This is a genomic window from Actinokineospora diospyrosa (assembly GCF_024171925.1).
Classification (GTDB): Bacteria; Actinomycetota; Actinomycetes; order Mycobacteriales; family Pseudonocardiaceae; genus Actinokineospora; species Actinokineospora diospyrosa.
Map to the genome: position 1 here is coordinate 326,339 of NZ_JAMTCO010000007.1, position 22,890 is coordinate 349,228.

The 22,890-nt window shown below is 68.2% G+C and carries 27 protein-coding genes and 1 tRNA gene; 20 read left to right on the forward strand and 8 right to left on the reverse strand.

What is annotated here, in order from left to right; genetic code table 11:
* The first annotated feature begins 43 nt into the window (after nt 1-43).
* On the forward strand, nt 44-496 hold the full coding sequence (locus tag LV75_RS15370) for a GbsR/MarR family transcriptional regulator (RefSeq protein WP_253887565.1): 453 nt from the start codon (nt 44-46) through the stop codon (nt 494-496).
* Here the strand turns inward: LV75_RS15370 and LV75_RS15375 are convergent.
* Complete coding sequence (locus tag LV75_RS15375; protein WP_308210993.1) at nt 493-870, reverse strand: SRPBCC family protein; 378 nt, start codon at nt 868-870, stop codon at nt 493-495. The genes LV75_RS15370 and LV75_RS15375 overlap by 4 nt on opposite strands.
* Between LV75_RS15375 and LV75_RS15380 the strand changes: the two genes are divergently transcribed.
* Both LV75_RS15380 and LV75_RS15385 read left to right on the forward strand, forming a co-directional pair.
* Nucleotides 809-1,081 carry a hypothetical protein gene (locus LV75_RS15380; protein ID WP_253887746.1) on the forward strand — a complete coding sequence of 91 codons (273 nt, stop codon included), beginning with the start codon at nt 809-811 and terminating at the stop codon, nt 1,079-1,081. The two genes, LV75_RS15375 and LV75_RS15380, sit on opposite strands and share 62 nt — an antisense overlap.
* Nucleotides 1,078-2,760, forward strand: a complete 1,683-nt coding sequence (locus LV75_RS15385; protein WP_253887566.1) for a DUF885 domain-containing protein — start codon at nt 1,078-1,080, stop codon at nt 2,758-2,760. The genes LV75_RS15380 and LV75_RS15385 overlap by 4 nt, the downstream gene beginning before the upstream one ends.
* A gap of 3 nt (nt 2,761-2,763) precedes the next feature.
* Here the strand turns inward: LV75_RS15385 and LV75_RS15390 are convergent, their stop codons facing one another.
* Nucleotides 2,764-3,555 (reverse strand): DUF8017 domain-containing protein, encoded by a 792-nt coding sequence (locus LV75_RS15390; RefSeq protein ID WP_253887567.1) that lies wholly within the window; start codon nt 3,553-3,555, stop codon nt 2,764-2,766.
* Nucleotides 3,556-3,841: 286 nt separating this feature from the next.
* On the opposite strand from LV75_RS15390, the gene LV75_RS15395 reads away from it, so the two are divergent.
* The 5 genes from LV75_RS15395 to LV75_RS15415 all read left to right on the forward strand — a co-directional run bounded on the left by LV75_RS15395 (nt 3,842) and on the right by LV75_RS15415 (nt 7,908).
* Complete coding sequence (locus tag LV75_RS15395; protein WP_253887568.1) at nt 3,842-5,041, forward strand: thioester domain-containing protein; 1,200 nt, start codon at nt 3,842-3,844, stop codon at nt 5,039-5,041.
* 77 nt (nt 5,042-5,118) lie between these two features.
* Nucleotides 5,119-6,234, forward strand: a complete 1,116-nt coding sequence (locus LV75_RS15400) for a hypothetical protein (protein WP_253887569.1) — start codon at nt 5,119-5,121, stop codon at nt 6,232-6,234.
* A complete protein-coding gene (locus tag LV75_RS15405; protein ID WP_253887570.1) occupies nt 6,116-7,009 on the forward strand; it encodes an FUSC family protein in 894 nt (297 codons plus the stop codon). Before LV75_RS15400 ends, LV75_RS15405 begins: the two co-directional genes overlap by 119 nt.
* A 72-nt stretch (nt 7,010-7,081) precedes the next feature.
* Nucleotides 7,082-7,282 carry an antitoxin gene (locus LV75_RS15410; protein WP_253887571.1) on the forward strand — a complete coding sequence of 67 codons (201 nt, stop codon included), beginning with the start codon at nt 7,082-7,084 and terminating at the stop codon, nt 7,280-7,282.
* Entirely contained in the window at nt 7,279-7,908 is a 630-nt protein-coding gene (locus LV75_RS15415) for a putative glycolipid-binding domain-containing protein (protein WP_253887572.1), read from the forward strand. Before LV75_RS15410 ends, LV75_RS15415 begins: the two co-directional genes overlap by 4 nt.
* Here the strand turns inward: LV75_RS15415 and LV75_RS15420 are convergent.
* A complete protein-coding gene (locus tag LV75_RS15420; RefSeq protein ID WP_372504186.1) occupies nt 7,905-9,758 on the reverse strand; it encodes a fibronectin type III domain-containing protein in 1,854 nt (617 codons plus the stop codon). The genes LV75_RS15415 and LV75_RS15420 overlap by 4 nt on opposite strands.
* Between LV75_RS15420 and LV75_RS15425 the strand changes: the two genes are divergently transcribed.
* Nucleotides 9,694-9,897, forward strand: a complete 204-nt coding sequence (locus LV75_RS15425; protein WP_253887574.1) for a hypothetical protein — start codon at nt 9,694-9,696, stop codon at nt 9,895-9,897. The two genes, LV75_RS15420 and LV75_RS15425, sit on opposite strands and share 65 nt — an antisense overlap.
* Before the next feature lie 75 nt (nt 9,898-9,972).
* Here the strand turns inward: LV75_RS15425 and LV75_RS15430 are convergent, their stop codons facing one another.
* Both LV75_RS15430 and LV75_RS15435 read right to left on the reverse strand, forming a co-directional pair.
* Nucleotides 9,973-10,950 carry a prephenate dehydrogenase gene (locus tag LV75_RS15430; RefSeq protein ID WP_253887575.1) on the reverse strand — a complete coding sequence of 326 codons (978 nt, stop codon included), beginning with the start codon at nt 10,948-10,950 and terminating at the stop codon, nt 9,973-9,975.
* 30 nt (nt 10,951-10,980) lie between these two features.
* A complete protein-coding gene (locus LV75_RS15435; protein WP_253887576.1) occupies nt 10,981-12,216 on the reverse strand; it encodes a M20 metallopeptidase family protein in 1,236 nt (411 codons plus the stop codon).
* Between the two features lie 77 nt (nt 12,217-12,293).
* Between LV75_RS15435 and LV75_RS15440 the strand changes: the two genes are divergently transcribed.
* From LV75_RS15440 to LV75_RS15455, 4 genes are all read left to right on the forward strand, one after another.
* On the forward strand, nt 12,294-12,779 hold the full coding sequence (locus LV75_RS15440) for a tRNA adenosine deaminase-associated protein (protein ID WP_253887577.1): 486 nt from the start codon (nt 12,294-12,296) through the stop codon (nt 12,777-12,779).
* Nucleotides 12,776-13,243 carry a nucleoside deaminase gene (locus LV75_RS15445; protein ID WP_253887578.1) on the forward strand — a complete coding sequence of 156 codons (468 nt, stop codon included), beginning with the start codon at nt 12,776-12,778 and terminating at the stop codon, nt 13,241-13,243. Before LV75_RS15440 ends, LV75_RS15445 begins: the two co-directional genes overlap by 4 nt.
* A 76-nt stretch (nt 13,244-13,319) precedes the next feature.
* A complete protein-coding gene (locus LV75_RS15450; RefSeq protein WP_253887579.1) occupies nt 13,320-13,532 on the forward strand; it encodes a CsbD family protein in 213 nt (70 codons plus the stop codon).
* Between the two features lie 104 nt (nt 13,533-13,636).
* Nucleotides 13,637-13,726: transfer RNA gene (locus LV75_RS15455), tRNA-Ser, on the forward strand.
* Nucleotides 13,727-13,771: 45 nt separating this feature from the next.
* Here the strand turns inward: LV75_RS15455 and LV75_RS15460 are convergent.
* Genes LV75_RS15460 through LV75_RS15470 form a run of 3 tightly spaced genes read right to left on the reverse strand, consistent with a single transcriptional unit; the run spans nt 13,772 to nt 16,261 of the window.
* The gene (locus LV75_RS15460) at nt 13,772-14,701 is read right to left on the reverse strand and encodes a transporter substrate-binding domain-containing protein (RefSeq protein WP_253887580.1); all 930 of its coding nucleotides are present in this window, start codon (nt 14,699-14,701) and stop codon (nt 13,772-13,774) included.
* Nucleotides 14,701-15,888, reverse strand: a complete 1,188-nt coding sequence (locus LV75_RS15465) for a caspase, EACC1-associated type (protein WP_253887581.1) — start codon at nt 15,886-15,888, stop codon at nt 14,701-14,703. The genes LV75_RS15460 and LV75_RS15465 overlap by 1 nt, the downstream gene beginning before the upstream one ends.
* A complete protein-coding gene (locus LV75_RS15470) occupies nt 15,863-16,261 on the reverse strand; it encodes an effector-associated constant component EACC1 (RefSeq protein WP_253887582.1) in 399 nt (132 codons plus the stop codon). Before LV75_RS15470 ends, LV75_RS15465 begins: the two co-directional genes overlap by 26 nt.
* Nucleotides 16,262-16,417: 156 nt before the next feature.
* Between LV75_RS15470 and LV75_RS15475 the strand changes: the two genes are divergently transcribed.
* The 7 genes from LV75_RS15475 (at nt 16,418) to LV75_RS15505 (ending at nt 22,888) form a co-directional block, all read left to right on the forward strand.
* Nucleotides 16,418-17,005, forward strand: a complete 588-nt coding sequence (locus LV75_RS15475; protein ID WP_253887583.1) for a helix-turn-helix domain-containing protein — start codon at nt 16,418-16,420, stop codon at nt 17,003-17,005.
* Between the two features lie 63 nt (nt 17,006-17,068).
* On the forward strand, nt 17,069-18,190 hold the full coding sequence (locus LV75_RS15480) for an NAD(P)/FAD-dependent oxidoreductase (RefSeq protein ID WP_253887584.1): 1,122 nt from the start codon (nt 17,069-17,071) through the stop codon (nt 18,188-18,190).
* Entirely contained in the window at nt 18,181-18,423 is a 243-nt protein-coding gene (locus LV75_RS15485; protein WP_253887585.1) for a (2Fe-2S)-binding protein, read from the forward strand. Before LV75_RS15480 ends, LV75_RS15485 begins: the two co-directional genes overlap by 10 nt.
* The gene (locus LV75_RS15490; protein WP_308210977.1) at nt 18,420-19,700 is read left to right on the forward strand and encodes an FAD-dependent oxidoreductase; all 1,281 of its coding nucleotides are present in this window, start codon (nt 18,420-18,422) and stop codon (nt 19,698-19,700) included. Before LV75_RS15485 ends, LV75_RS15490 begins: the two co-directional genes overlap by 4 nt.
* A complete protein-coding gene (locus tag LV75_RS15495; protein WP_253887587.1) occupies nt 19,697-20,605 on the forward strand; it encodes a dihydrodipicolinate synthase family protein in 909 nt (302 codons plus the stop codon). The genes LV75_RS15490 and LV75_RS15495 overlap by 4 nt, the downstream gene beginning before the upstream one ends.
* A gap of 1 nt (nt 20,606) precedes the next feature.
* The gene (locus LV75_RS15500) at nt 20,607-21,605 is read left to right on the forward strand and encodes a proline racemase family protein (protein WP_253887588.1); all 999 of its coding nucleotides are present in this window, start codon (nt 20,607-20,609) and stop codon (nt 21,603-21,605) included.
* A 5-nt stretch (nt 21,606-21,610) separates the two neighbouring features.
* Nucleotides 21,611-22,888 (forward strand): aldehyde dehydrogenase family protein, encoded by a 1,278-nt coding sequence (locus tag LV75_RS15505; protein WP_253887589.1) that lies wholly within the window; start codon nt 21,611-21,613, stop codon nt 22,886-22,888.
* Nucleotides 22,889-22,890: the final 2 nt, after the last annotated feature.

A 22,890-nucleotide genomic window follows, 5' to 3' on the forward strand; every position in this document is an offset into this window, starting at 1 on the left:
CCGAACGCGCTAGCGTTGTGATGTCTATCGGAAGGGTGAGGCCGTGACAGATGACCCGGTGGCGCACTACGTGGAGCGGTTCGCGTTGCTCCTATCGGACGCGGGCATGCCCCGGATGCCCGCTCGGGTGTTCACACGGCTGCTGGTCAACGACTCGGGCAAGGCAAGCGCGACCGAGTTGGCCCAAGCGCTGCAGGTGAGCCCAGCAGCCATCTCGGGCGCTGTGCGCTACCTGGAGCACGTGGGCATGATCACGCGCGGTCGCGACCCCGGGCAGCGCCGCGACCACTACGCCGTGCCCGATGACGCCTGGTACGAGGCGATCATGAACCGCGACAAGCTGCTAAGCACGTGGTCGTCGGCCATGGCTGATGGCGCCAAGCTCCTCGGCGAGGACAGCCCGGCCGGGAAGCGGATGGCGACCAGCAATCGCTTCTTCGAGTTCTTGCGCCAAGAGATGGACGACATGCTTCTCAGGTGGCGCGCGCAGCGCTAGCGCTCGGCGGCCTGAACCAGGCGCTTGGCGAGATCCTGGATGAAGGTGCGCAGCCCCGCGCGCAGGACCGAGCCGGTACCGGGCACACGCTCGATGAAGCTGATCCGCCACACCAAGTCGGTGCCGCCGCCGTCGCGAGGAACGAAGGTGACCTCGCCGCGGTAGTCCTTGACCGGCGAGGCCGAACGCAGCACATAGGCGTGCCGACGGTCCTGTTCGTACTCGACCGTCTCCTCCCGCACGAGGACCGGCTTGCGCCCCAAGACCCGGATGGCACCGACGCCGCCAGGAGCGGGGTCACCCTCACGCTCCATGAACGACTCCGCCACCACCGGGCGCGCCCATTCCGACCACCGGTTGCCGTCTGAGACCAAGGCGAACAGTGTGGACGCGTTGGCGCTGCTGCTCGTGCTGATCTCGAAGGCGAAGGTGCGCTGGCGCTCGACCATGGGCGGTCTCCCGGTGTCGGGGCTGTGGACGGCGCAATCGTTCCACCCCGGTTTCCGGCGTAGCCTCCCCACCAGGCGAATAGCCACCTGGCGACTCGCCGCAGTGATCGACGGACCGGAATGGGGCCAGGCATGACGACTGCCGACGACCGCGTACTCGCGCTCGCCGACGAACTGTTGGACCTGCAGCTGGCCGCCGAGCCGCTCGGGGCGACCCTGCTCGGCGTGCCCGGCTACGACGACCGGCTCTCCGACGTCTCCGAAGCGGCCGCGCTGGTCCAGCGCGCCGCCGCGCTCGACATCGCCGCGCGCGCCAACCAGCTCGGCGCCGCCGGTGGCCTCAGCGCGGAGAACGACGTCACCGCCAAGGTCATCGCCCAGCAGGCCGAGGCCATCGTCGACCGGGTCGACGCGCGGATGGTCGAGTACACGATCAGTGACATCTTCGTTGGCCCGGCGGCTTCGCTCTTGACCTTCCTGCCGATGGTGGTGCTGCCGGACGCCGAGCGCGGGCAGGCCTACCTGAGTCGGTTGCGGCAGGTGCCCGAGCACTTGGACCAGGTTGCCGAGCGCCACCGCGCCGGGATCGCGGCTGGTCGAGTGCCGGTGCGCAAGCTCGTCGACTCCGCCATTGCCCACCTTGACCGCTACCTGGGTGCTGACCTCGCCGCCGACCCGTTGCTCGGACAGCAACTGGCAGGCGAAGACAACGGCTTCGCCGCGGAACGCGAGCGCGTGGTCGCCGAGGTTGTCCGCCCCGCTTTCGCGGCTTACCGGTCGCTGCTGATCGACGAGATCGCACAGCACGGTAGGCATGACGACCGTCCCGGCCTGTGTGCACTACCGGGTGGCGATGAGGCTTACGCCGCTCTATCGCGCGTGCACACCACCACGGACCTCACACCTGAGCAGCTGCACCAGACCGGCTTGGACATCATCGCGAACCTCCGCGAGGAGTACGCCGAGCTCGGCTCCCGCGTCTTTGGCGTCTCTGACCAGGCCGAGGTCTTCAAGCGCCTCATCAACGACCCCGATCTGCGCTGGCGCGACGCCGACGAGCTGCTTGACCACGCCAAGGCCGCCATCGAGCGCGCCGAAGAGGCTGCCCCGCGATGGTTCGGTCGGTTGCCCGGGCAGCGCTGCCGGGTCGAGCCCGTTCCCGCGGCCGAGGCGCCCGGCGGGCCTGCCGCGTACTACATGCAGCCTTCCCTCGACGGTCTGCGGCCGGGCGTCTACTACGCCAACACCGACCGGGCCCACGAGCGCGACAGGTTCCTCGCCGAGGTCACCGCGTTCCACGAGGCCGTCCCGGGCCACCACTTCCAGCTGACCATCGCCATGGAGCTGTCAGAGCTACCGCTGCTGCGCAGGCTCGCTGACGTCAACGCCTACGCCGAGGGCTGGGGTCTCTACACCGAGCGCCTCGCCGAGGAGATGGGTCTGTACTCCGACGACGTCGCCCGCTTCGGGATGCTCGCCATGGACTCCATGCGCGCGGGCAGGCTCGTCGTCGACACCGGCCTGCACGCCAAGGGCTGGAGCCGTGAGCAGGCCGTCGACTACCTGCGCGCGAACACGCCGCTGTCCGCGCTGGAGATCGGCAACGAGGTCGACCGCTACATCGCCTACCCCGGCCAGGCGCTGTCGTACATGGTCGGCAGGCTTGAGATCCAACGGGTCCGCGCCGAGGCCGAGGCCAGGTTGGGCGACCGGTTCGACATCCGCGCGTTCCACGACCTCGTCCTGTGCGGCGGCCCGCTGCCGCTGAAGGTCCTCGACGAGGTAGTCGCTGCCTGGCCAGGCGTCTCCGCGTAAGGGCTACCGCAGGCGGGCAGTACTAAGGATTGACTCGACCGCGGCTTTGGTCAGTGGGGCGGGTGTCGTCGGACCGCCCACCAAGTCGGCGGCGATGACGAGCAAGGCGTAGCCGCGTGGGCGGGTGGTGGTGGCGTTGTCCAGGTCGATGGCCAGGACCGCCACCTCGCCCTCGCTCGACGCGCACGCCGCGTCGGCAGGCTTACCGGCGACCTTGGCGATGGCCAGCACGCCCTTCTTGCCGTCCACCTCGACCGGCCGCACCTCCGGGGCCGCGACAGCCGCGCCGGGGAAGTAGGTGCGGCCGAAAGCGGACGTGAAGGTCGTTGCGGCTTTCTCCGGGGTGAGATCTTTATCGGTCGGGTTCTGCGCGGTCGCGCTTGTGATGAACGCCCGGTTGTAACCGGTGCCCCCGCAGTTGTAGGTGCCGTATGCGGCGGTGCCGCTGAAGTCGACCCCGGAAACGGTCGGCTTGGCCGACTCGTCGACCAGCCAGCCCGCCGGAACCCGATACGTCAGGTGCGCTGCCGGATTATCGATCACGCGCCCCGGGCCGGGGGCCTGGGTTGACGTGCGCGTCGGGCCGCTCGTCCTGGTCGGCGGTCGCGAGGTCGGGCTCGACGGGCGGGCCGCTGTGGTGGACACCACCGCGACGTCCGCGGGCTCATCACCCGAAGAGCGGTTGACCAGCGCCAACACCACGACCGTCGCGACCGCGGCGACGATCGCGACGACGCTGAGCGCCATGGGGAGCCGCGACGTCCGCCGCTCCTGGTCGTCCTGCCAGCCGGTCACGCGGCGACCCTAGCCGCAGTCGAGGCCGGGGAATTGCCAATTCAACTGGTTACTCTCCGCGTAGCTGTCACCGTCTCATGTGAACTTTCGGCAACACTTTGGACTCAAACCTACCCTGACGAGTGGGTTGAATTGAGCGCTTAGTAGAGTCCGCCCACGCTGAAGTGTCGATTTCGACTCGAACGAGTGAGTCGATCTTTACGCAGATCAGTGGCGGCGGACCCGGGTCGGGCCGAGGCCGCGTCCAGCGTTTTTCGGGTCGTCGTTCGGTGCGCGAAGGAGAGTCATGCGGAGTCGTTGGAAGGTGGCCGCGGCCGCTGTGTCGCTCGCTGCGGTGACCGGGGCGCTCGCCGTCTCGCCCGCCTCGGCGGACAAGGTCACCGGCACGCTGCAGCCGACCAGCGCGGAGGACACCGGCTTCACGGTCCGCTTGGTCAAGCCGGGCGTCGCGGGCCACGAGGACGTCACCCCGTACCTGTTCCGCCTGAACCTCTCCGACGGCGCCAAGCTCGCGGTGTACTGCGTCGGCGCCGAGATCGCCTGGAGCTTCGAGGCCGACGTCATGTCCGAGGTGCCCTGGGGCGACTACCCGGACGCGGATTCCCCGTTCAAGGCGAACTCCAAGAAGGTCAACTGGGTGCTGCACCACGGCTACCCGAACCTGTCGCTCGAGCAGCTCAACGACCTCGGCCTGCAGACCAACCCCGACGGCATCGAGCTCGAGGAGGCCATCTCGGCCACCCAGGCCGCGCTCTGGCACTTCAGCGACGGCCTCGACCTCGACCGCGACAACCCGGTGCAGCGTGGCAACCACGACTCCGACAAGGACGTGCTCGCCCTCTACGACTACCTCACCGGTGACGCCAACAAGGGCATCGACGAGTGGGTCATCGGCGACCTGAAGATCTCCCCGGACACCCTGTCCGGCGAGGTCGGCAAGCTCGTCGGTCCCTTCAAGGTGACCACCAACGGCACCGTCACCAAGCTCGAGGACACCCTGCCGAACGGTGTTGAGATCACCGACGCCGATGGCAAGCCGCTCGCCGCGAAGGACATCAAGAACGGCACCGAGTTCTTCGTGAAGGTCCCCCAGGGGGCCGCCGCGGGCAACGGCACCGTCAAGATCTCGGGCGACTCGCCCAAGGTCGAGGTCGGCCGCCTGTTCACCGGTAAGACCGCCGCGGGCGTGGAAGCCCAGCCGCTGATCGTGGCCGGGTCGGAGACCAAGCCGCTGTCCGCGCAGGCCAAGGTGGACTGGACGACCCGCCCGACCACCCCGCCGTCGTCGACCACCGCGACCACCCCGCCGTCGACCACCACGGTCCCGCCGACCACGACCACCACGGTGGCCCCGATCCCGCAGCCCAGCCCGGGCCTGCCGGACACCGGCGCCTCGATCCTGGTGCCCGCGCTGGTCGGTCTCGGCCTCCTCGGTGGTGGCGCAGGCGCCCTGCTCTACGTTCGGCACCGCCGCCGCGCCGCGTAAGAACCTGATCTGAACGATGCCCTCCCGGGTCCGCCTGGGAGGGCATCGTCGTTCTCGGACCGCTTACCGTCAGAGGTGTGAGCAGCGACGACGTGGCGGCACCGCATTGGCTGCGGGGTCTGTTGAGCCAGAAGCCCGCGCCGATCCCGTGGAAGCGGGGTCTACGAGCTGCTGCTTCTATCGCGGGCCCGGTCGCGGTGGGACTCGCCTTTGGGCGCATCGACCTGGGTGTCCTGGTCTCGCTAGGCGCTCTCTGCGTCGTCTTCGCAGACATAGACGGCCCTTATCCCTATAGGTTTCAGCGCACGGGTTGGGCCGCCGTTGCGGGCGTCACTGGGTACCTAGTTGGTGCTCATCTAGGCAGCTCAGGGGCCTGGGCATTGATCCTTATCGCCGGTGTGTCCGCGTTGGTGAGCGCTATAGGTAGCAATGCGTCGATGGCTGGGCTCCAACTCCTGGTGTTCGCCGTTCTCGGTACCGGGCAGACCGCGGAGCCATGGCTGGCCGCCCGGTGTTTCGGCCTAGGAGCCGCCGTCGCGCTGCTGCTGTCCCTCGCTGCCTGGCCTGTGAGGGGTGCTGCTCACGAGAGGGCAGCCGTTGCGGCTGTCTATGACCAGATCGCGGTCATGCTGGCTGCCTCTGGCACTACCGCCGCTCGGCAGGCCCGCCGCCACCTGACGGACACACTCAACGCCGCCTACGACGCCCTGTTCAACGTCCGCTCGCACCTGGCAGGCCGCGACCGGTCCTACCGGCGACTGTTTGTGCTGCTCACCGAGACCACGCCGGTGATCGAGGCTGCGGTCGCCATGGTCAACGCCAAGCGGCAGGCTCCCCCCGAGTACGTGACGTACCTTCTGGACTCCGCCTACCGGATCCGCGTTCGGGAGCCCCTGGCCGAGCCGCCGGAGCTGACTGCAGAGGGGCGCGTCGCAGCCCAGCTCCACGCAGGGCTGAGGGCCGTCGCCGAGTTCCGTCGCAGCGATGGCGACACGGATCGACGGCAGGACAGCGAGCGGATAGATCCCGGGGTGCTGCTCGGTCGCCGTACTTGGCTGGTCGTGCTGCGCTTTGATGCTTTGCGTCGGTCTCGCTGTGGCCGTTGGCTGGCTCTTGGACCTAGAGCACGCCTACTGGGTCACCTTGACCGTGGCGATCGTCCTGAAGCCGGACTTCGGCTCGGTGTTCGGTAGAGCTGTCTTGCGGGGCATCGGTACGGCAGTCGGCGTCCTACTCGGCGCCGGTGTACTCGCCATCGCCCCGCCAAGTTGGGTACTAGTCGCCCTGATGGCCGTCGCGGCGGCAGCGCTACCTGTCGGGCAGGTGCGCAACTACGGGATGTTCAGCACCTTCGTCACTCCCTTGGTCCTCGTTCAGTTGGACATAGCGCAGGCAGGCGAATGGAGCTTGGTCGGCGCGCGACTCCTCGACACCGCGATCGGCTGCGCCATCGTCCTCATCGCCGGCTACCTGCTCTGGCCAGGCGCTCGTCGACCCAGGGTTGGCGAGGACCTAGCGGCGACCCTCGACACCATCGCCGACTACCTCCACCACGCCCTCTCCGGTCAGACCGACGAGAAGTCCAACTTGCGCAGGCAGGCCTACCGGGCCCTCTCGGACCTTCGCACCGCTTTCCAACAGTCACTCGTCGAGCCCACCGCTGCCGGGCGGGTGGCCGCCGCTTGGTGGCCGGTGATCATCGGCCTCGAACGGCTCACCGACGCCGTCACCGAGGTCGCCGTCGCCGTCGACCGGGGCGCCGAGCCGATCGGCGAGCACGACACCAAGGTCCTTGCCGCCGCGATCAGGGAGGCGGCCAAGGCGGTCCGCGGCGAGCGTTCCCCCAAGCGGCCCACGCTGCCCGATGACGACCGGCTCGACCGGGTCGTCGGCGAGCTGACCTCGGTCAACGCGACCCTGCGCGGCCCCGCTCTGGCGGGCGGCCGTCGAGCCCCGGGGCCGGAGTAGGTATCTTGATTGTTTGGCAGTGGGCACTGCTGGATCGGTTGGGTAATCTTCGAACCTGGCGTGAGGAGCAGCATGGGCATCGACTTCAACCAGCTGAGGCAGCAGGCGGAAAGCCTCGTCGAGCAGCACGGGGACAAGATCGAGCAGGGCGTCGAGAAGGCGGGCGAGCTGGTCAAGGGCAAGTTCGGCCACGAGTCCCAGGTCGACGCCGTCGTCGACAAGATCCAGGACCTCATCCCGGACAAGCAGCAGAACCAGGGCGATCAGGCGTGAGCTCACCGACCTCGACCGAGCGGGTGGAGAGCGCGGCCCGGCTGCGCAACCCCGTCGTTGTCACCTGGCAGGGCACCGGACCCAACTCGTTGGAATCGGTGCGGCTGCTCCTTGCCGACGGCAGGGTCCGCGCGTCCGGCAGGCTCATCGTCGCCGCGGACCGCTCGGCCGGGGTCGAGGCTTACAGCGCCTCTTATGAGGCCGCTGTCGACCGAGGTGAAGAGGCGGGCAGGCTCCTGCTGCGCACCACCACGGCAGAACAAGAGCGGCAGATCTCGCTAAGCCGAGCCGAGGATGGCACCTGGCTCGTCGACCACGGCAACACCTCTACGCGTGACCACTTCGGCGGCTCCGTGACCGTGCACGTAGCGGGCGCGGTCACCTTCGCCACCCTGCCGATCCGGCGGCTCGGGCTGCACCGCACCCCGGGCGAGTTCGAGATCCCGGTGGTGCACGTGTCGCTGCCGGACCTGCAGGTCCGGCTGGTCGACCAGACCTATCGCACGGTCTCGGTGGACGAACGCGGCGCGGTCATCGCCTTCACCCAGGGTGAGTTCAGCACCGAGCTGAAGGTCGACCCCGAAGGCGTCGTGGTGGACTACCCGGGCGTTGCCACCCGCGTTTAATCCGCCAGCAGGAACGAGGCGTAGGCCAAAGCCGGGATCGTGGTCTCATCGGTCCCGAGCACCTTCACCTCGAAGGTGTGCCTACCTGCCTTGAGGCCGCCGTTGGGCAGCGCGATGGTCCACCGGCCACCCACACCGGGCCCGTCGACGACGGTAGGGATACCGGCGATCCGTTGCCCATCTAGACGGACCTCCACCCCCGCGGTACCTGCCAAGCGCCCAGCCACCTGCTGTCCGACGAACCCGTCCGTGCGTACCTCGATCACCATCCGGCCGCGGGGAACGTTCGCGCCCTCTTGGACCAAGTTCCCCGCTGCCGCGAAGAACGAGATGCCTGGCTCAGCCAGCGCTGCATCGGGCCTCGGCAGAGGAACGTCGGTACCGCTACCGGCAGCCGGAGAGACAGCGCCATCCGGCGCGGTCAGTTCAAGAGCCACGTTGACGACATTCGTCGCTGCCTGACCTCGATGAAGTGGCCCGCGAACCCGTAGTGGCAGTGTCTTGCCGTCGTTGCCCAGGACGAGCGACTCAGGGGGCACGTCAGCGACGATCGGATAGCGCACTCCTCGCGACATGGGTTGACCCGGGACAGCGGGCCGCGCGGGGAAGATGGCGCCACCGACCTCGATGCTGAACGTGTCCGAGGTAGGGTCGCCAGGCCTGTTCTGCGGAACCAACACCGCCCGAACTTGCGCGCCCTTGGTCCCGCTTAGCCGGGTACCGGTAGCCGACGTCTCCAGCGAAGCCTCGGGTGCGACCACGACGCGGCCCGCATCCACGGGCGGCGGCACTACGAGGACCGGGACAGTCGTAGGTGCGCCGATGAACCCCACCAGGCTGACCGCCGTGTAGGTGCTGCCCCGCGAACCGACGAAACCAACGAGAGCCGTCGCCTCACGCCAGGCCGGAAGAACATTGCCCGCGCCAACCAGAGCCCCGTCCTGCAGGACCTGAATACCCGCTTCGGTGAAGACCACCTCCCACCGAACCACGACCCCGATCTCGGGAGGTCTGGTCGGGCTGACGGCGCTGCCTCTCGCGTTGCGCGGCGTCCCGGGCGCGACCAACACCCCCACATCCGTGGTCGACTCCCCTTGAGCCGATATCCACACCCGGATGGCCCCTGGCGGGAGGGAGGGATCATCGGCAGCACTCCCCCCGGGGTTGGGCGCCGGCTTGTCGGCGGGCGGACCACCGATCAGATCGGCGGGGCCCGGCACCAAGTCGAGGGTCAGGACCCCGCCCAACCCGACGTGGTCGGTCTCCACAACGAACCTGCCGTACTCGCCATTGACGGGGGTGTCGCGAAGCCTGAAGGGGGGCCTGGCGCGCAGGGCCACCGGCTCCGTCCCGCACTTGGCGCTGATGATCAGGCGTCGTCCATCTTCGCCTTCACCGCTGGTGGCCTTGCCGCAGCCGTTGGAGCTGGCCAATACCCACTTGACCGGGTCAGGAACGACGCGATTGGTGAATCGATCGTTGAACGACCACGGCGGGTCATCGGTGGTCTCCTGCGGCGTACCCGTCACCTTGGTGGGTTCGGACCTCTGGCCGTAAGAGTCGACCGCGCGGACCTCGATGTCGTAGGCGGTGTTGTTGTCCAGGCCGTCAAGTTGCACCGATGTCTGCGCTATCAAACGGGAGTACTCCACCGTCCCCATACGGCCCCACCGCACGTCATAGCCGGCGGTACCCCCCGACTGATCAGACCCCCAACGCAACTTCAGCCGTTGTGGCCCCGCGCTGACCCAAACGAGGCTGGGTGGCTTGGGCTTCCCACCCGGGGTGGGTACGACGACCCCGTCAGCCACGAACTGCTTCACGGCCGTCTGCGGCGGCGGTACCGGCACCGTCGTCGGCCCGGCCTTCTCCTCCGGCGGCGCGCGCAGCACCAAGACCGCTCCGACGAGCACGGCCAAGCCCGCGGCTATAGCCGCGATCCGGCGCACCCGGTTCGGGGGAACCGGCGCGGGTATGGGCTCCGGGTGATCCACCGGCCCAACCTAGGCGCCCTACGACGGACACCCAAAGGTTCGTTGCCGAGCCGATACCTCGGCCTGCCCGTCAGTCCGACAGCACGGGCAGGGTCACCACGGCCATGTCGCCGTCGAACCCGATCACCCGTCCGCCACGGGTGCCGACCAGCCGAAGTTCCTCCATCGGGTCCTCTCCGGCGAGGTCCACCATCGCTTGAGCCCGGCCTGCCGTGCGGTAGCTGTCGAAGGTAACCCTGCCGCTGTGTCCTGACTGCACGGTCGCACCTAGCGAACCGGTGGACGCGAGCGCGCCTCTAGCCGCGCCTAGCCTGCCCAAGGCGTCGTCGACCGCGTCCAGCAGCGCGGGCCGGTTGCCCTCACACATCGCCAGCACCAGTTCGGGCCTGCTGCCCGCCACCCTGGTCCCGTCGCTGAACGACCCGGCGGCCAGTGCCATCGCCAGAGGCCCGCCGTCGGCTCCACACGCGGCCAAGACCGCGGCCATGACGTGCGGTAGGTGCGAGATCCGGGCTACGGCCGCGTCGTGCTCTTGCGTCGTAGTCGGCACCACGCCCGCCCCGCAGTCCAAGGCCAACTGGGCAGCTTCGCGCCACGCGAAGAGGCTGGTCTCCTCGTCGGCGGTCACCACCCAGGCAGCGTCATCGAACAGGGTTGCCGCGCTGGCCTCCCAACCCGAGACAGACTTACCTGCCATCGGATGGCCACCCGCGAACTGTGCTGATGGGGCGTACTTCGCCACAGCGTCCGCTACCGGCGCCTTGACGCTCACAACGTCAGTGAGCAGGCACTCCGGCGCTAGGTCGCCCACCTTGCGCAGGACACCGTCGACGGCAGGTAGAGGTACCGCGATCACCACCAGCGCGTCCTCGGCCGCAGCCCGGCGCAACGCCGTGTCCACGTCCACGACGGTGAAGCCCTCCGCGATCGCGCTTTGCGCGTCCGCGGTCGACCCCGTCGTTCCCCACACGTCCCGCCCGGCAGCCGCTGCCGCCCGCAAGACGGAGCCGCCGATGAGTCCCAGCCCGACCACGCACACCGATCGCATGTGGCGAAATTGTGCCGTATGGATCACCTGTCAGCGCAGTACGTCCAAGGCGAACGCAGCGTAAGTACTAACTCCATGCGGTAGCGCTGACTCATCGAAGTGGACGCGGTTGGAGTGGTTGGGAGCAGCGTCGGCCGGGTCAACCCCGGGCGGGCAGGCACCTAGGAACGCCATAGCGCCTGGTACGCGTTGCAGCACGTAGGACCAGTCCTCGGCGCCCATGAGCGGGTGCGTCATCGGGTTGACGTGCCCGGCTCCCAGGGCCGCTCGCCCGATGTCGTGCACCCGGGCGGCGACGTCATCGTCGTTGATGGTGACGGGGTAACCGGCGTCCACGGTGAACGTGGTGGTGCAGCCGTGAGCCGCCGCGATCTGCGCGCACACCTTCGGGATCTCGGCCAGCATCGTCGCCCGGGATGCCTCCGACAGGGCGCGCAGCGTCCCTTCCAGCTCAGCGGTCTCCGGGATGATGTTCGACGTCGTGCCCGCGGTGATCCGCGAGATGGTGACGACCGTCGGCTCGAACACGCTGATCCGCCTGGTCACCACGGTCTGCAGGGCGCCGACCATGGCCGCGGCCGCGGGCACCGGGTCCACCGCGTCGGACGGGTTCGAGGCGTGGCCGCCCTTCCCGGTGACGGTGATGGTGAACGAGTTCGCGCTCGCCATGATCGGGCCGGGCCTGCAGCGCAGCACCCCGGAGGTCTCCTTCGAGGTGATGTGCAGCGCGAGGGCCTGGTCCACCGGCCGGTCGGTCACGTCGAGCAGGCCCTCGTCGAGCATGAACTTCGCGCCGTAGTGGCCTTCCTCGCCGGGCTGGAACATGAACACGACGGTCCCGGCCAGTTGGTCGCGGCGGTCGGTGAGCAACCGGGCAGCCGATGCCAGCATCGCCACGTGCGTGTCGTGACCGCAGGCGTGCATGCTGCCCTCGACCTGGGACGAGTACTCCAGCCCGGTGTCCTCTTGCAGCGGTAGCGCGTCCATGTCGCCGCGCAGCAGCACAGTCGGACCCGGCCGGGCACCTTCAAGCACGCCGATGACGGAACCGACTTTGTCCCCGGTGTGCACCCGTAGGTCCAAGTCTGCAAGAGAGCTGAGCACGGCGGCCTGCGTAAGAGGGAGTTCGAGGCCCTGCTCCGGGTTCTGGTGGAGCTGCCTGCGCAGTGCGACCGTCTTGGGCTGGAGCGCGTGCGCCGCTTCGAGGAGGCCACTGAACCGGGGGTCGCCCGCCAGCGGAGAGGAGGCCGCAGCCTGGTTCGTCATTTCTCGATAGTGTCATCGAGCGCCGGTATGGGGGACTGCTTCTTCCGGGTGACCTCCTAGCGGAATACGGTGTGTGCATGTCGGGAGAGGAGCCGGTACCGGGCTTCGGGGTTGCGGTCGTCCGCGAGGACGGCAAATGGCGGTGCGATCCAATGGACAGCACTGCCCTGCGCGAGCTCGACGCCGCGATCACCGAGCTGCGCAAGACCCGCTCCACCGGAGCGGTATTCGGTTTGTTGGCCATCGATGACGAGTTCTTCCTCGTGCTGCGACCCAGCCCGGGCGGGGTCGCGCTGCTGCTGTCGGACGCCGCGGCCGCGCTGGACTACGACATCGCGGCTGACGCGCTCGACGTGCTGCGGGTCGATCCCCCCGAGGACGAGGAGGAGGTCTGGCCGGAGGGGTCGCTCGACATCCTCGCCGACCTCGGCCTGCCTGCCCCGGAGCTCCAGGTGATCATCGACGAGGTCGACCTGTACCCCGACGAGCAGCTGCAGATGATCGCCCAGCGCTGCGGGTTCGCCGCTGAGCTGACCAAGCACCTGGACACCATCCTGCAGTGAACACCGGCGCTGAGCTGGACGAACTGGTCCGCGCCGCACTCGTGGCCGCCCGCGCGGCCCCGGCGACCGGCGACGTCCCGATCGGCGCGGTCGTCTTCGGCCCTGACGGGGCGCCGCTGGCGGCGGCCTGCAACGCCCGCGAGGCGCTCGGCGACCCGACCGCGCACGCCGAGGTGCTCGCGCTGCGCGCGGCCGCCGCCGCGCACGGCGACGGCTGGCGGCTGACCGGCTGCACGCTCGCGGTCACCGTCGAGCCGTGCACCATGTGCGCCGGGGCGGCCGTGCTGGCCAGGGTCGAGCGGGTCGTGTTCGGCGCGTGGGAGCCCAAGACCGGCGCTGTTGGCTCATTGTGGGACGTGGTCCGGGACCGCAGGCTCACCCACCGGCCCCAGGTCGTCGGCGGGGTGCTGGAGACCGAGTGTGCCGCGCTCATCGCCGAGTTCTTCGCCGCCAAGCGTCAATAGTGATGTGAGTCACATTAGTGTGGATTCACCCGTCTCAGCGGACACCCCACCGGTGTCGGCGAACGGAGGAATGGCTATGAGCGTGTTCGACAAGGCCAAGGACAAGGCCGAGCAGGTGATCGGCGAGGTCAAGGAGAAGCTCGGCCAGGCGACCGACAACCGCGACCTGGAGGCGTCCGGCAAGGCGGACCAGGTGAGCGGTGAGGCCAAGGAAGCGGGGCACACGCTCCGGGACAAGGTCGCGGGCGCCGTCCACGACGCGAAGGACCGTCTGGACAACCGACGCTGATCCCCAGATCACGGGCCCGCCTCCTATCCCCCGGGAGGCGGGCCCGCGCTCGTTAGGGGATACCCGATCGTCGCAGCGGCGGTGGGGTCTGTACTCTCTTCTGCGGTGGCGTGTCCGAGCGGCCGAAGGAGCGCGCCTCGAAAGCGCGTGACGGTTCACCCCGTCCGTGGGTTCAAATCCCACCGCCACCGCCAAGCTCTTAAAGGGCCGGACAGTCACTGTCCGGCCCTTTCGGCGTTTCAGCAGAGGCGCCGGTCCGCCTGTACGGGCTTGTGGCCCCGTGGTTCGATGCCCGCCAGGTTTTCGGCGAAAGCTCGATCCCACCCGGCGCTGTCGGCGATGAAGTCGTCCACCGCGTCCGCCAGTTCCCGGCACAGGGCTGGGCTGTCGTTGCGCATGGCGATGCCGTAGCGCTCGTCGCTCATCGGGAAGCCGAACTGGTCATTGGCCCACGTGGCCGACTCCACTTTGGGGCCCGTGTCCCGCTCGTAGGCGCCCGCGCTGTACGCGCTCAGGATGGACTGGTCGGTGACCATGCCGGTGACGCTGAGGTCATCGGGGTTGTTGAACCGGTCGAAGCACTCCCGTTGGGTCGCGCGCACCGGGGTCTCATCGCTGCTCGGCACCGCGGACCTGCGGAGGTATTCCTCGGCGGTGGTTCCGATGGACGCGCACAGGAACTTGACCGTCCCGCGTTCGACGTTGACGCTCAGCAGATCCTTGATCTTGGCCCTGTTGAACATCACGCCTGAGACGTCGAGGAAGTACGGCCCGGCGAAGTCCAAGACGTCGCTGCGGGCCAGGTTGCCGTTCTCCGAGCTCTTGCCGTCCATCGAGTAGTTCGAGATGACCAGGTCGACCTTTCCGCTGACCAACCAGGGCTCGCGCTGACCAGGATCGAGGAACACCGGCTCCCAGGTGAAGCCGTACCGGTCGGCGAGGTAGTCGGCCACGGCGACGTCGAAGCCGTACGGCCGCTCATACGTGCCCCTGTCCCATTTGCCGAAGCTCCACCCGGGCAGCCTGCCGTTGAACCCGATCTTGACGGTCTCGGGCAGCGACAGCAGGGCGGGGTTGACGAACCGATCGGCCACCACAGTGGACGCGACCGCGACAACGGCTGCCGCGCCGAGGGAGTACAGCCGAACGCGGAGCCGACGGGTGGCCATCAGACCTTCCTTCCTGCTGCCGAGCGGTGCGTCACGCGTTCCGCGATGGCGCTGAGCACCCCGATCGCCGCACCTGCGATGACGGCGTGCGGCAGGTACCAGCCCGACCACCACAACGCCACGCCACTGGCCAGCGCGGTGATCAGGCCGGTCGAGATCGCCCACCAATCCGGCTGCCGCCGCCGGGCCAAGGTGATGGGGATCTGGGTGGGGCGACCGCCGTCGATGTCGTTCAGCACGCGCGAAGCCTCGCTGCTGACCAGCTTGCTGTCGTCGCTAAGAGCCTTGGTCAGCTCAGCGCGACTTGCCGCCTGAACGGCGGGGCTACCGGTCCGGTAGATGGCGCTCAACTCGCGAACAGCTTGCGCGCGGACGGTGTTGGTCTCGCTTTCCAGATCTTGCTGAACCTGCTCTGGCAGTGACCATGTGGCGCTGTTCGCCCGATTCCGTACCAGCGCTAGGTGCTCGATGCTGTCGGTCATGTGCTGATGCGGTGATGGGAGGTGGTTGTCGATGAGCGTCTTGCGCAGGTGGGGGAAGACCTTCGGCAGTGACAGCATCTCGCCCTGCCCCTCTATGCCGGTCGACAGCAACTCCAGCAACGTCCCGGTGAACGCTGTGTTCCGCTCGTTGCTGTGGAGCGCGACCGCGCGGTAGTTCTTGCCGACAGCGGTAAGGGTGTAGGCGCCCTTGACGCTGAGGAGGTGCTCGGCTTGCCCACCTAAGGACTCCCGCAGCGCCCTCCCCGCGAAGCAGGTGTCGACGATGACGATGGTGTTGTCCGCGGTGCTTTGGCGGATGGTTTCCCTTACGTCGTCGTAGGACAGGGCGTCCTGCCACCACCGCCGCTTCGACGTGTCAGTGCCCGGGAGGTAGATGTACAAGTTGTTCGCGTCGGGGTCTCTAGGCAGGGCATGTGCGGCGATGTAGACCAGCAAGACGTCCTGAGCTTGGTCGACAGCCTCATCGAGCCGCTCGAGGATTCGCGCGCTATTCGACTCGTCGACCAGTTGGGCGCAGTGCTCCCGGCGGAAGCCGCCGTTGTTCTCATCGACGAGCACGTCGACCAGGTCGGCTATGTTGTGCCCGATCACCGGCAGTTGGCCGCCCGCTTCGGGATCGGTGTATTTCGTGGTCCCGATGAGGACAGCACGGGATAACTCAGGATCGGGTAGGCGCATCGTCATCCCCGAAGAAGCTCGCGCCGGTAGCTCCACCGCTGACCGCAGGGGGCTCTGTGTCGCCCAGGAAGAACCGGACCAGCTCCGTGGGGTTGGTCGTCCGCTGGACCTTGAGCGTCCGGACCGTCCCCGAGGGGTCTTCCACGGTCAGCTCTAGATCTGTGTGGCGCTGGCGGTGTCGTTCAGCCAGGTAGCGATAGACGGAGTCGGCGACGAGTGGCGTGACCGCTATGGCTGCCGCGATGACCAGTTCGGCGCCGAGGGTTCCTACCTCTATAGGGCCAGGGCGGATGCGCACGCTGCCCCGGAGGTCCTCCTCGTTGCTCAGCCACCGCCACAGATCCGCGGTCTCCCCCTCCGCTGTGACAAGCAGGTGCACTCCCACTCCTCTCCGTCATTGGAGATGTCGGGTCCGCTGGTCCACTGTTACGTTCGACACAGGGTCTCACGAAGATCGTTACCGGTGTTCCCGCCGCTGGGCGGCCCGCGCGTTCCGGTGCGGTAGAACTGGCCGGACACGGGGTCGAGGAGGTCGGTGGTGAGCAGGCAGGCGGGGCAGGTGCTCGCGGGGAACCTGCGCGCGCTGCGCGAGCTGGGTGGGTTCTCCCTCTCCGAGCTCGCCAGGCGGTCGGGGATCGCCAAGGGGACGCTGTCGCAGCTGGAGTCGGGGACGGGTAATCCGACCATCGAGACAGTGTTCAGTTTGTCGAACGCCTTGGGGGTGCCGGTGTCGAGTCTGCTGACCGCGCCCGCCGAGTCCGAGGTCGTGCTGGTGCGCGGCGCCGAGGTCGACGTGCTCTCCGGGTCGGCCGTCGACCTGCGGATGATGCGCAGGCTCGACCTGGCCGACACCGTCATCGAGGTCTACGACCAGCGGGTGCGGCCGGGGGAGACCCAGTACTCGGCTGGCCACCCCGGCCGGGAACACGTACTGGTGAGCGAGGGTGTGCTGCGGGTGGGCCCGCCAACGGAGCCCTACGAGGTCGGCCCGGGCGACTACGTGTGCTTCGCCGCGGCAGGCCCGCACGTGTACTCGGCCGTTGACGGCCCCGTCGTGTCCGTCCTGCTGCTCGAGTACCCCTCGGCCGGGGATCGTCCCGCGATCGGGGTACACGGGGATTGACCGCCCCGGTCCCGCTGCCTACGCTCAGGGCGTTCACTTCAATGAACGCAAGGAGGGTGGCCGGTGGGCGTGGACGTGGTCGTCGTCGGTGCGGGGGTGGTCGGTGCCGCGTGCGCCGACGCGCTGTCGGCCGCCGGGCTCCGCGTCACGGTGCTCGACCGGGGGCCCCTCGCGGCGGGGACGAGCGCCGCCGGTGAGGGCAACATCCTCGTCTCGGACAAGGAGCCAGGCCCTGAGTTGGCGCTAGCCCTGTCCTCTCTGGCTCTGTGGCCCTCTCTTGTCGAGGACTTCGACATCGAGTGGGACTCCAAGGGAGGCCTGGTAGTCGCAACAGGCGACCCAACCCCGCTAGAGCGGTTCGCGGCCGCGCAGCGCGAAGTTGGTGTGGACGCCCGATGGATCACGCCAGTTGAGGCGCTGGAAATGGAGCCCCACCTGACCAGGCGCGTGACGGCTGCCGTGCACTACCCGCAAGATGCCCAGGTCCAGCCGGTCTTGGCCGCACAAGCCCTACTCGCGAAGGTTCGTCGTCGCGGAGGTGTTCTGCGGCCCGGTGTGGCTGTGGTCGGTCTAGACGCAAGAGGCGTGCACACCACTGAAGGCGTCATCGCCTGCGAGCACGTTGTCAACGCATGCGGCCCGTGGTCGGGAGAGGTCTCGCGCGTTCTAGGTGCGCCTATCGCGATCGCGCCGCGCCGCGGAATGGTCCTCGTGACTGCGCCGTTGCCGCCAACTGTCCATCACAAGGTCTACGACGCTGACTATGTCGGCGCGGTGGCCAGTGGCGATGCGGACCTGCAGACATCGACCGTGGTCGAGTCCACCGCCGCGGGGACGATCCTCATCGGTTCGAGCCGTGAACGAGTCGGGTTCGACGAGTCGATTCGTGTCCGCGTGCTGCGCGAGCTGGCCCGTAAGGCCGTCGCGTTGTTCCCAGCTCTTGCTGATGCTCCGGTCATGCGCGCCTACGGCGGCTTTCGCCCCTACGCGCCGGATCACCTACCGGTCATCGGGGCTGACCCGCGCGTGCCTGGGCTTTGGCACGCCACCGGACACGAAGGTGCAGGCATCGGCTTGGCGGCAGCAACAGGCGCGCTACTCGCAGAGCTGCTCACTGGTGCCACACCACAGCTGGACCCCAAACCGTTCCGAGTGGACAGGCCGGGGGTGCTCCTATGCGCGTGACCATCGATGGGGTGCAGCACTCGGCAACTCCGGGGCAAACCGTGGCGGGCGCATTGCTTGCAGACGGCCGTACCTCGTGGCGAACCACCCGTGGCGCAGGTAAGCCACGCGGGGTCTTCTGCGGTATCGGCGTGTGCTTCGACTGCCTGGTGACCGTTAACGGTGTCGCCGATGTGCGTGCCTGCCAACGGCTCTTGGCCGAAGGTGACGACATTCGCACGGAGGAGCCGTGAGAGTCGTAGTCATCGGCGGCGGCCCTGCCGGAGTGGCAGCGGCCGAAGCAGCGGTCCGCGCGGGGGCTGACACTGTCCTGGTCGACAGCGAGCCAACCCTGGGTGGCCAGTTCCACCGGGGCAACCCTCAGCGCGTCGACTCCAGGGTTCGCCATCTCGCCAACAGCACGGTCTGGGCAGTGCAAGGGCTGCGGCTACACATCCGCACAGGTCCAGCAGATAGCCCTACTCGCACTGGCGAGGCCATTGACGCGGACGCCGTCGTCATCGCCACCGGTGCCCATGACCGCGTGGTGCCGTTCCCAGGATGGGATCTTCCCGGTGTGTACACCGCCGGAGCGGCGCAAGCGCTTGCCAAGGGCCAGGGCATCGCTATTGGTCAGCGCGTGCTCGTTTCCGGTACGGGTCCCTTCTTGCTTCCGGTGGCCGAGTCCCTGAAGCATGTTGGCGCGAACGTGCTGGGGATCTGTGATGCCAACACCGGTGCGGGGTGGCTCAGGCACCCGCGTGCGGCCAACCCGACCAAGATTGCCGAACTGCTCGGCTATGCAATCCGGCTAAGAACCTCTTGGCAGCCTCGGACAGCGGTTGTTGCCGCTCACGGTGACGACAAGGTCAGCGCTGTCACTGTGGCTAAGTTGAATCCAGACTGGACTATCCGCAGTCAGCGTCGCGTTGCTGTTGACGCTGTCTGCGTGGGGCATGGGTTCACCCCGCGCCTGGAGCTGGCTGTTTCGGCTGGATGCAAGCTGGCAGACGGCTTTATCGCTGTCGACCACACCGGAGCTACGTCCGTCCCCGGCTGGTACGCGGCTGGCGAGGTTACCGGCATCGGTGGCGCCGATCTGGCTGCCGCCGAGGGCGAGGTTGCCGGAACTGCTGCAGCCGGAGGACCTTGTCCTGCCACGGCTCTGGCCAAAGTGCGCAGCGGTCGACGGTTTGCCGCTGCGCTCGCAGCTGCCCACCCCATCCGACCTGGTTGGCAAACCTGGCTTGCCGACGACACCTTGGTCTGCCGCTGCGAAGAAGTCACCTATAGGGCGCTCCGTGAGGCGATCGATCTAGATGCCACCGGTACGCGCACCTTCAAGCTGACCAGCCGCGTAGGCCTGGGGCTCTGCCAGGGCCGGATGTGTGGTCGTTCCGCGGTCGACCTGGCCACCACGCTCGCCGCCCAGCGGCGCACCTTCTTCACCCCCGCCGACTTGCAGCGCCGTCCCATCGCCACGCCGCTGCGGTTGGCCGAACTCGCATCCCTGCCCGAGGAGGATCTGTGACCGAGCGACTCGATGGTGTCATCGTCGCCACCGCCCTGCCCTACGCCCCCGAGGCCGCTGCGCCAGCGGGCCTGCGCCCGGACCTGGACCGCTACGCCGAGCACTGCCGGTGGCTGGTGGAGAGCGGCTGCCGCGGTGTCGGCCCCAACGGCTCGCTGGGGGAGTACTCCTCGCTGACCGACGACGAGCGGCGCCAGGTCGCCCGGACCGCGATCGAGGCCGTGGGCGACGACGGGATCGTTGTTGTCGGCGTGCACGGCGTGGGTGCCCACCAGGCCCGGTATTGGGCTGAATTGGCCGCGGAAGATGGCGCGGACGGCGTGTTGTGCCTGCCGCCGACGATGTACCGGGCCAACCCCCGCGAGGTCATCGAGCACTTCACCGCTGTGGCGTCGGTAGGCCTACCGGTGATGGTCTACAACAACCCGATCGACACCAAGGTGGACCTCACGCCTGCCCTGGTGGCGGAAATCGCCCAGATCGACAACGTCGTGGCCATCAAGGAGTTCTCCGGCGACGTTCGCCGGGTGCTGGAGATCCGAGAAGCCGCTCCGAACTTGGCCGTGGTTGCTGGGGCTGACGACGTTGTCCTTGAGTCACTGCTGATGGGTGCGACCGGCTGGTTCGCCGGGTTCCCCAACGTCTTCCCGGCCGAGTCCGTGCGCCTCTACGAGCTGGCGCTGGAAGGCAGGGTCACCGAGGCGCGGGCCCTCTACGAGCCCATGGTCGCTGCTTTCCGGTGGGACTCGCGCACCGAGTTCGTACAGGCTATTAAGCACGGTATGGACATGGTCGGTCGGTTCGGTGGGCCGTGCCGCCCGCCGCGTGGCCCGCTAGCGCCGGAGCAGCTCGCGCTGCTGGAGGCGGACATGCGTCGTGCTGTTGACGCTGTGCAAGCAGCCTGACATGCGGTCCGTCCGATGCCTGCACGCCGTCGACTCGCACACCGAGGGCATGCCTACCCGCGTGATCACCGGTGGGGTCGGTGTCATCCCGGGCGCCACTATGGCCGAGCGCCGCGAGTACTTCATGGCCAACCTGGACCATCTGCGGGAGTTCCTGGTCAACGAACCGCGTGGTCACTCAGCTATGAGTGGCGCCATCCTGCAGCCGCCGACTCGGCCCGACGCGGACTGGGGCGTCGTCTACATCGAGGTGTCCGGTTGCCTCCCCATGTGCGGGCACGGCACGATCGGCGTGGCGACTGTCCTGGTGGAAACCGGGATGGTCGAGGTTACCGAGCCGGAAACGCTCATCAGGCTCGATACACCTGCCGGACTCGTCGAGGCCAGAGTCGCTGTGCGGGATGGCCGCGCTGAGTCGGTGACCATCGAGAACGTGCCTTCGTTCTCGCTGGAGCTGGACGCGACGGTAGATGTGCCGGGCATCGGGCAAGTTCGGTACGACATGGCCTATGGCGGCAACTTCTACGCGATCCTGCCCATCGCAGACCTGGGCATCCCGTTCGACCGCAGTCAGAAGGAACGGATGTTGTCCACCGGTTTGTCCATCATGGACGCCATCAACGACGCCAACCGGCCCGTGCACCCTGGCAATCCGGCGATCTCCGGTTGCAAGCACGTCCAGTTGGTCGCACCTCGGGCCGATGGCGGCTCCCGCAACGCGATGGTGATCCACCCGGGCTGGTTCGATCGATCTCCCTGCGGCACGGGAACTTCCGCCCGGTTGGCTCAACTGCACGCACGTGGTGACCTCGACATCGGCCAAGACCACATCAACGAGTCGCTTCTCGGAACACACTTTGTAGGTCGGTTGGTGCGGTCGACCAAGGTAGGCGAAGTGGCTGCAGTTGTCCCTACCGTCACCGGCCGCGCCTGGATCACGGGCACAGCTCAATACCTGCTCGACCCAACCGACCCGTTCCCAAGGGGGTTCGTCCTGTGAGGATCGTGTCCACATCGCCTCAGGCTCCTAACGACGTCGTCATCGACGTACCGGAAGGTGATGCTGTCGGCGCTGTCACGCGAGCCCGTGCCGCTCAACGGGAGTGGGTCACAACAGGGCCTGCCGTTCGCGCCGCCGCGCTTGACGCTGTCGCCGACGCGGTGGCTGGATCCGACCTGGCCGCGTTGATCGTGCGTGAGGTCGGCAAGCCCATCACCGAGGCCAAGGGCGAGGTCGCCCGTGCCGTCGCCATCCTTCGCTACTACGCGCAACAAGCGTTTGACCCGATCGGGGAGACCTACCCGGGCGGGCTGGCGTTCACCGTGCGCAGGCCACGCGGCGTGGCAGGGCTGATCACGCCGTGGAACTTCCCGCTGGCCATCCCGGTGTGGAAGGCCGCACCGGCGCTGGCCTTCGGGAACGCCGCCGTGATCAAGCCGTCCCCGGATGCCACCGCCTGCGCCCTGCGGCTGGCCGAACTCGCGGCGGGTCACCTGCCGGAAGGGCTGTTCGCCGTGGTCCCGGGTGGTGCGGACGTGGGCACCGCGCTCGTCGGCTCGGCCGACGTCGTGTCGTTCACCGGATCGGGCGCGGTGGGCCGCCAAGTGGCTGTCGCTGCGGCCGGTCGGGGTATCCCGGCGCAGTGCGAGATGGGCGGCCTTTCCGCCTCGATCGTCCTGCCCGATGCCGATATCGAGCGAGCAGCGGCCGACATCGCGTACTCGGCCATGGGGTTCGCGGGTCAGAAGTGCACGGCCACCAAACGGGTGATCGTTGTGGGCTCCGATGCCCGCGAGGCGCTCGTGTCAGCTGTGAACGCTCTGCGCATCGGCGACCCGAACGACCCGACCACCGCCATTGGGCCCGTGATCAGCGCGGCCGCCCGGCAGCGGGTGGTCGCGGCGGGCGGCAGCGAGGTCGACGGGGACGGCTGGTTCGTCCGGCCGACGCTCGTGGGCCCCGGCAGCAGGCTCGACCGCGAGGAGGTGTTCGGCCCGATCGCCACCGTCACCGAGGTCGCCGACATCGACGCGGCGATCACCCTGGCCAACGCCACCGACTACGGCCTGGTCACCGCGCTCTACACCGCCGACCTGGCCGCCGCGCTGTCCTATGTGGAGCGGTGCGAGTCTGGGCAGGTGAAGGTCAACATGCCTACTGCGGGCGTCGACTTCCACCTACCGTTCGGCGGTGAGCGCGGTTCCGGCTACGGCGGCAAAGAGCAAGGCAAGGCCGCCGCTGCCTTCTATACCCTCAGCCGCACCGTCCAGGTGTCCCAGTAATC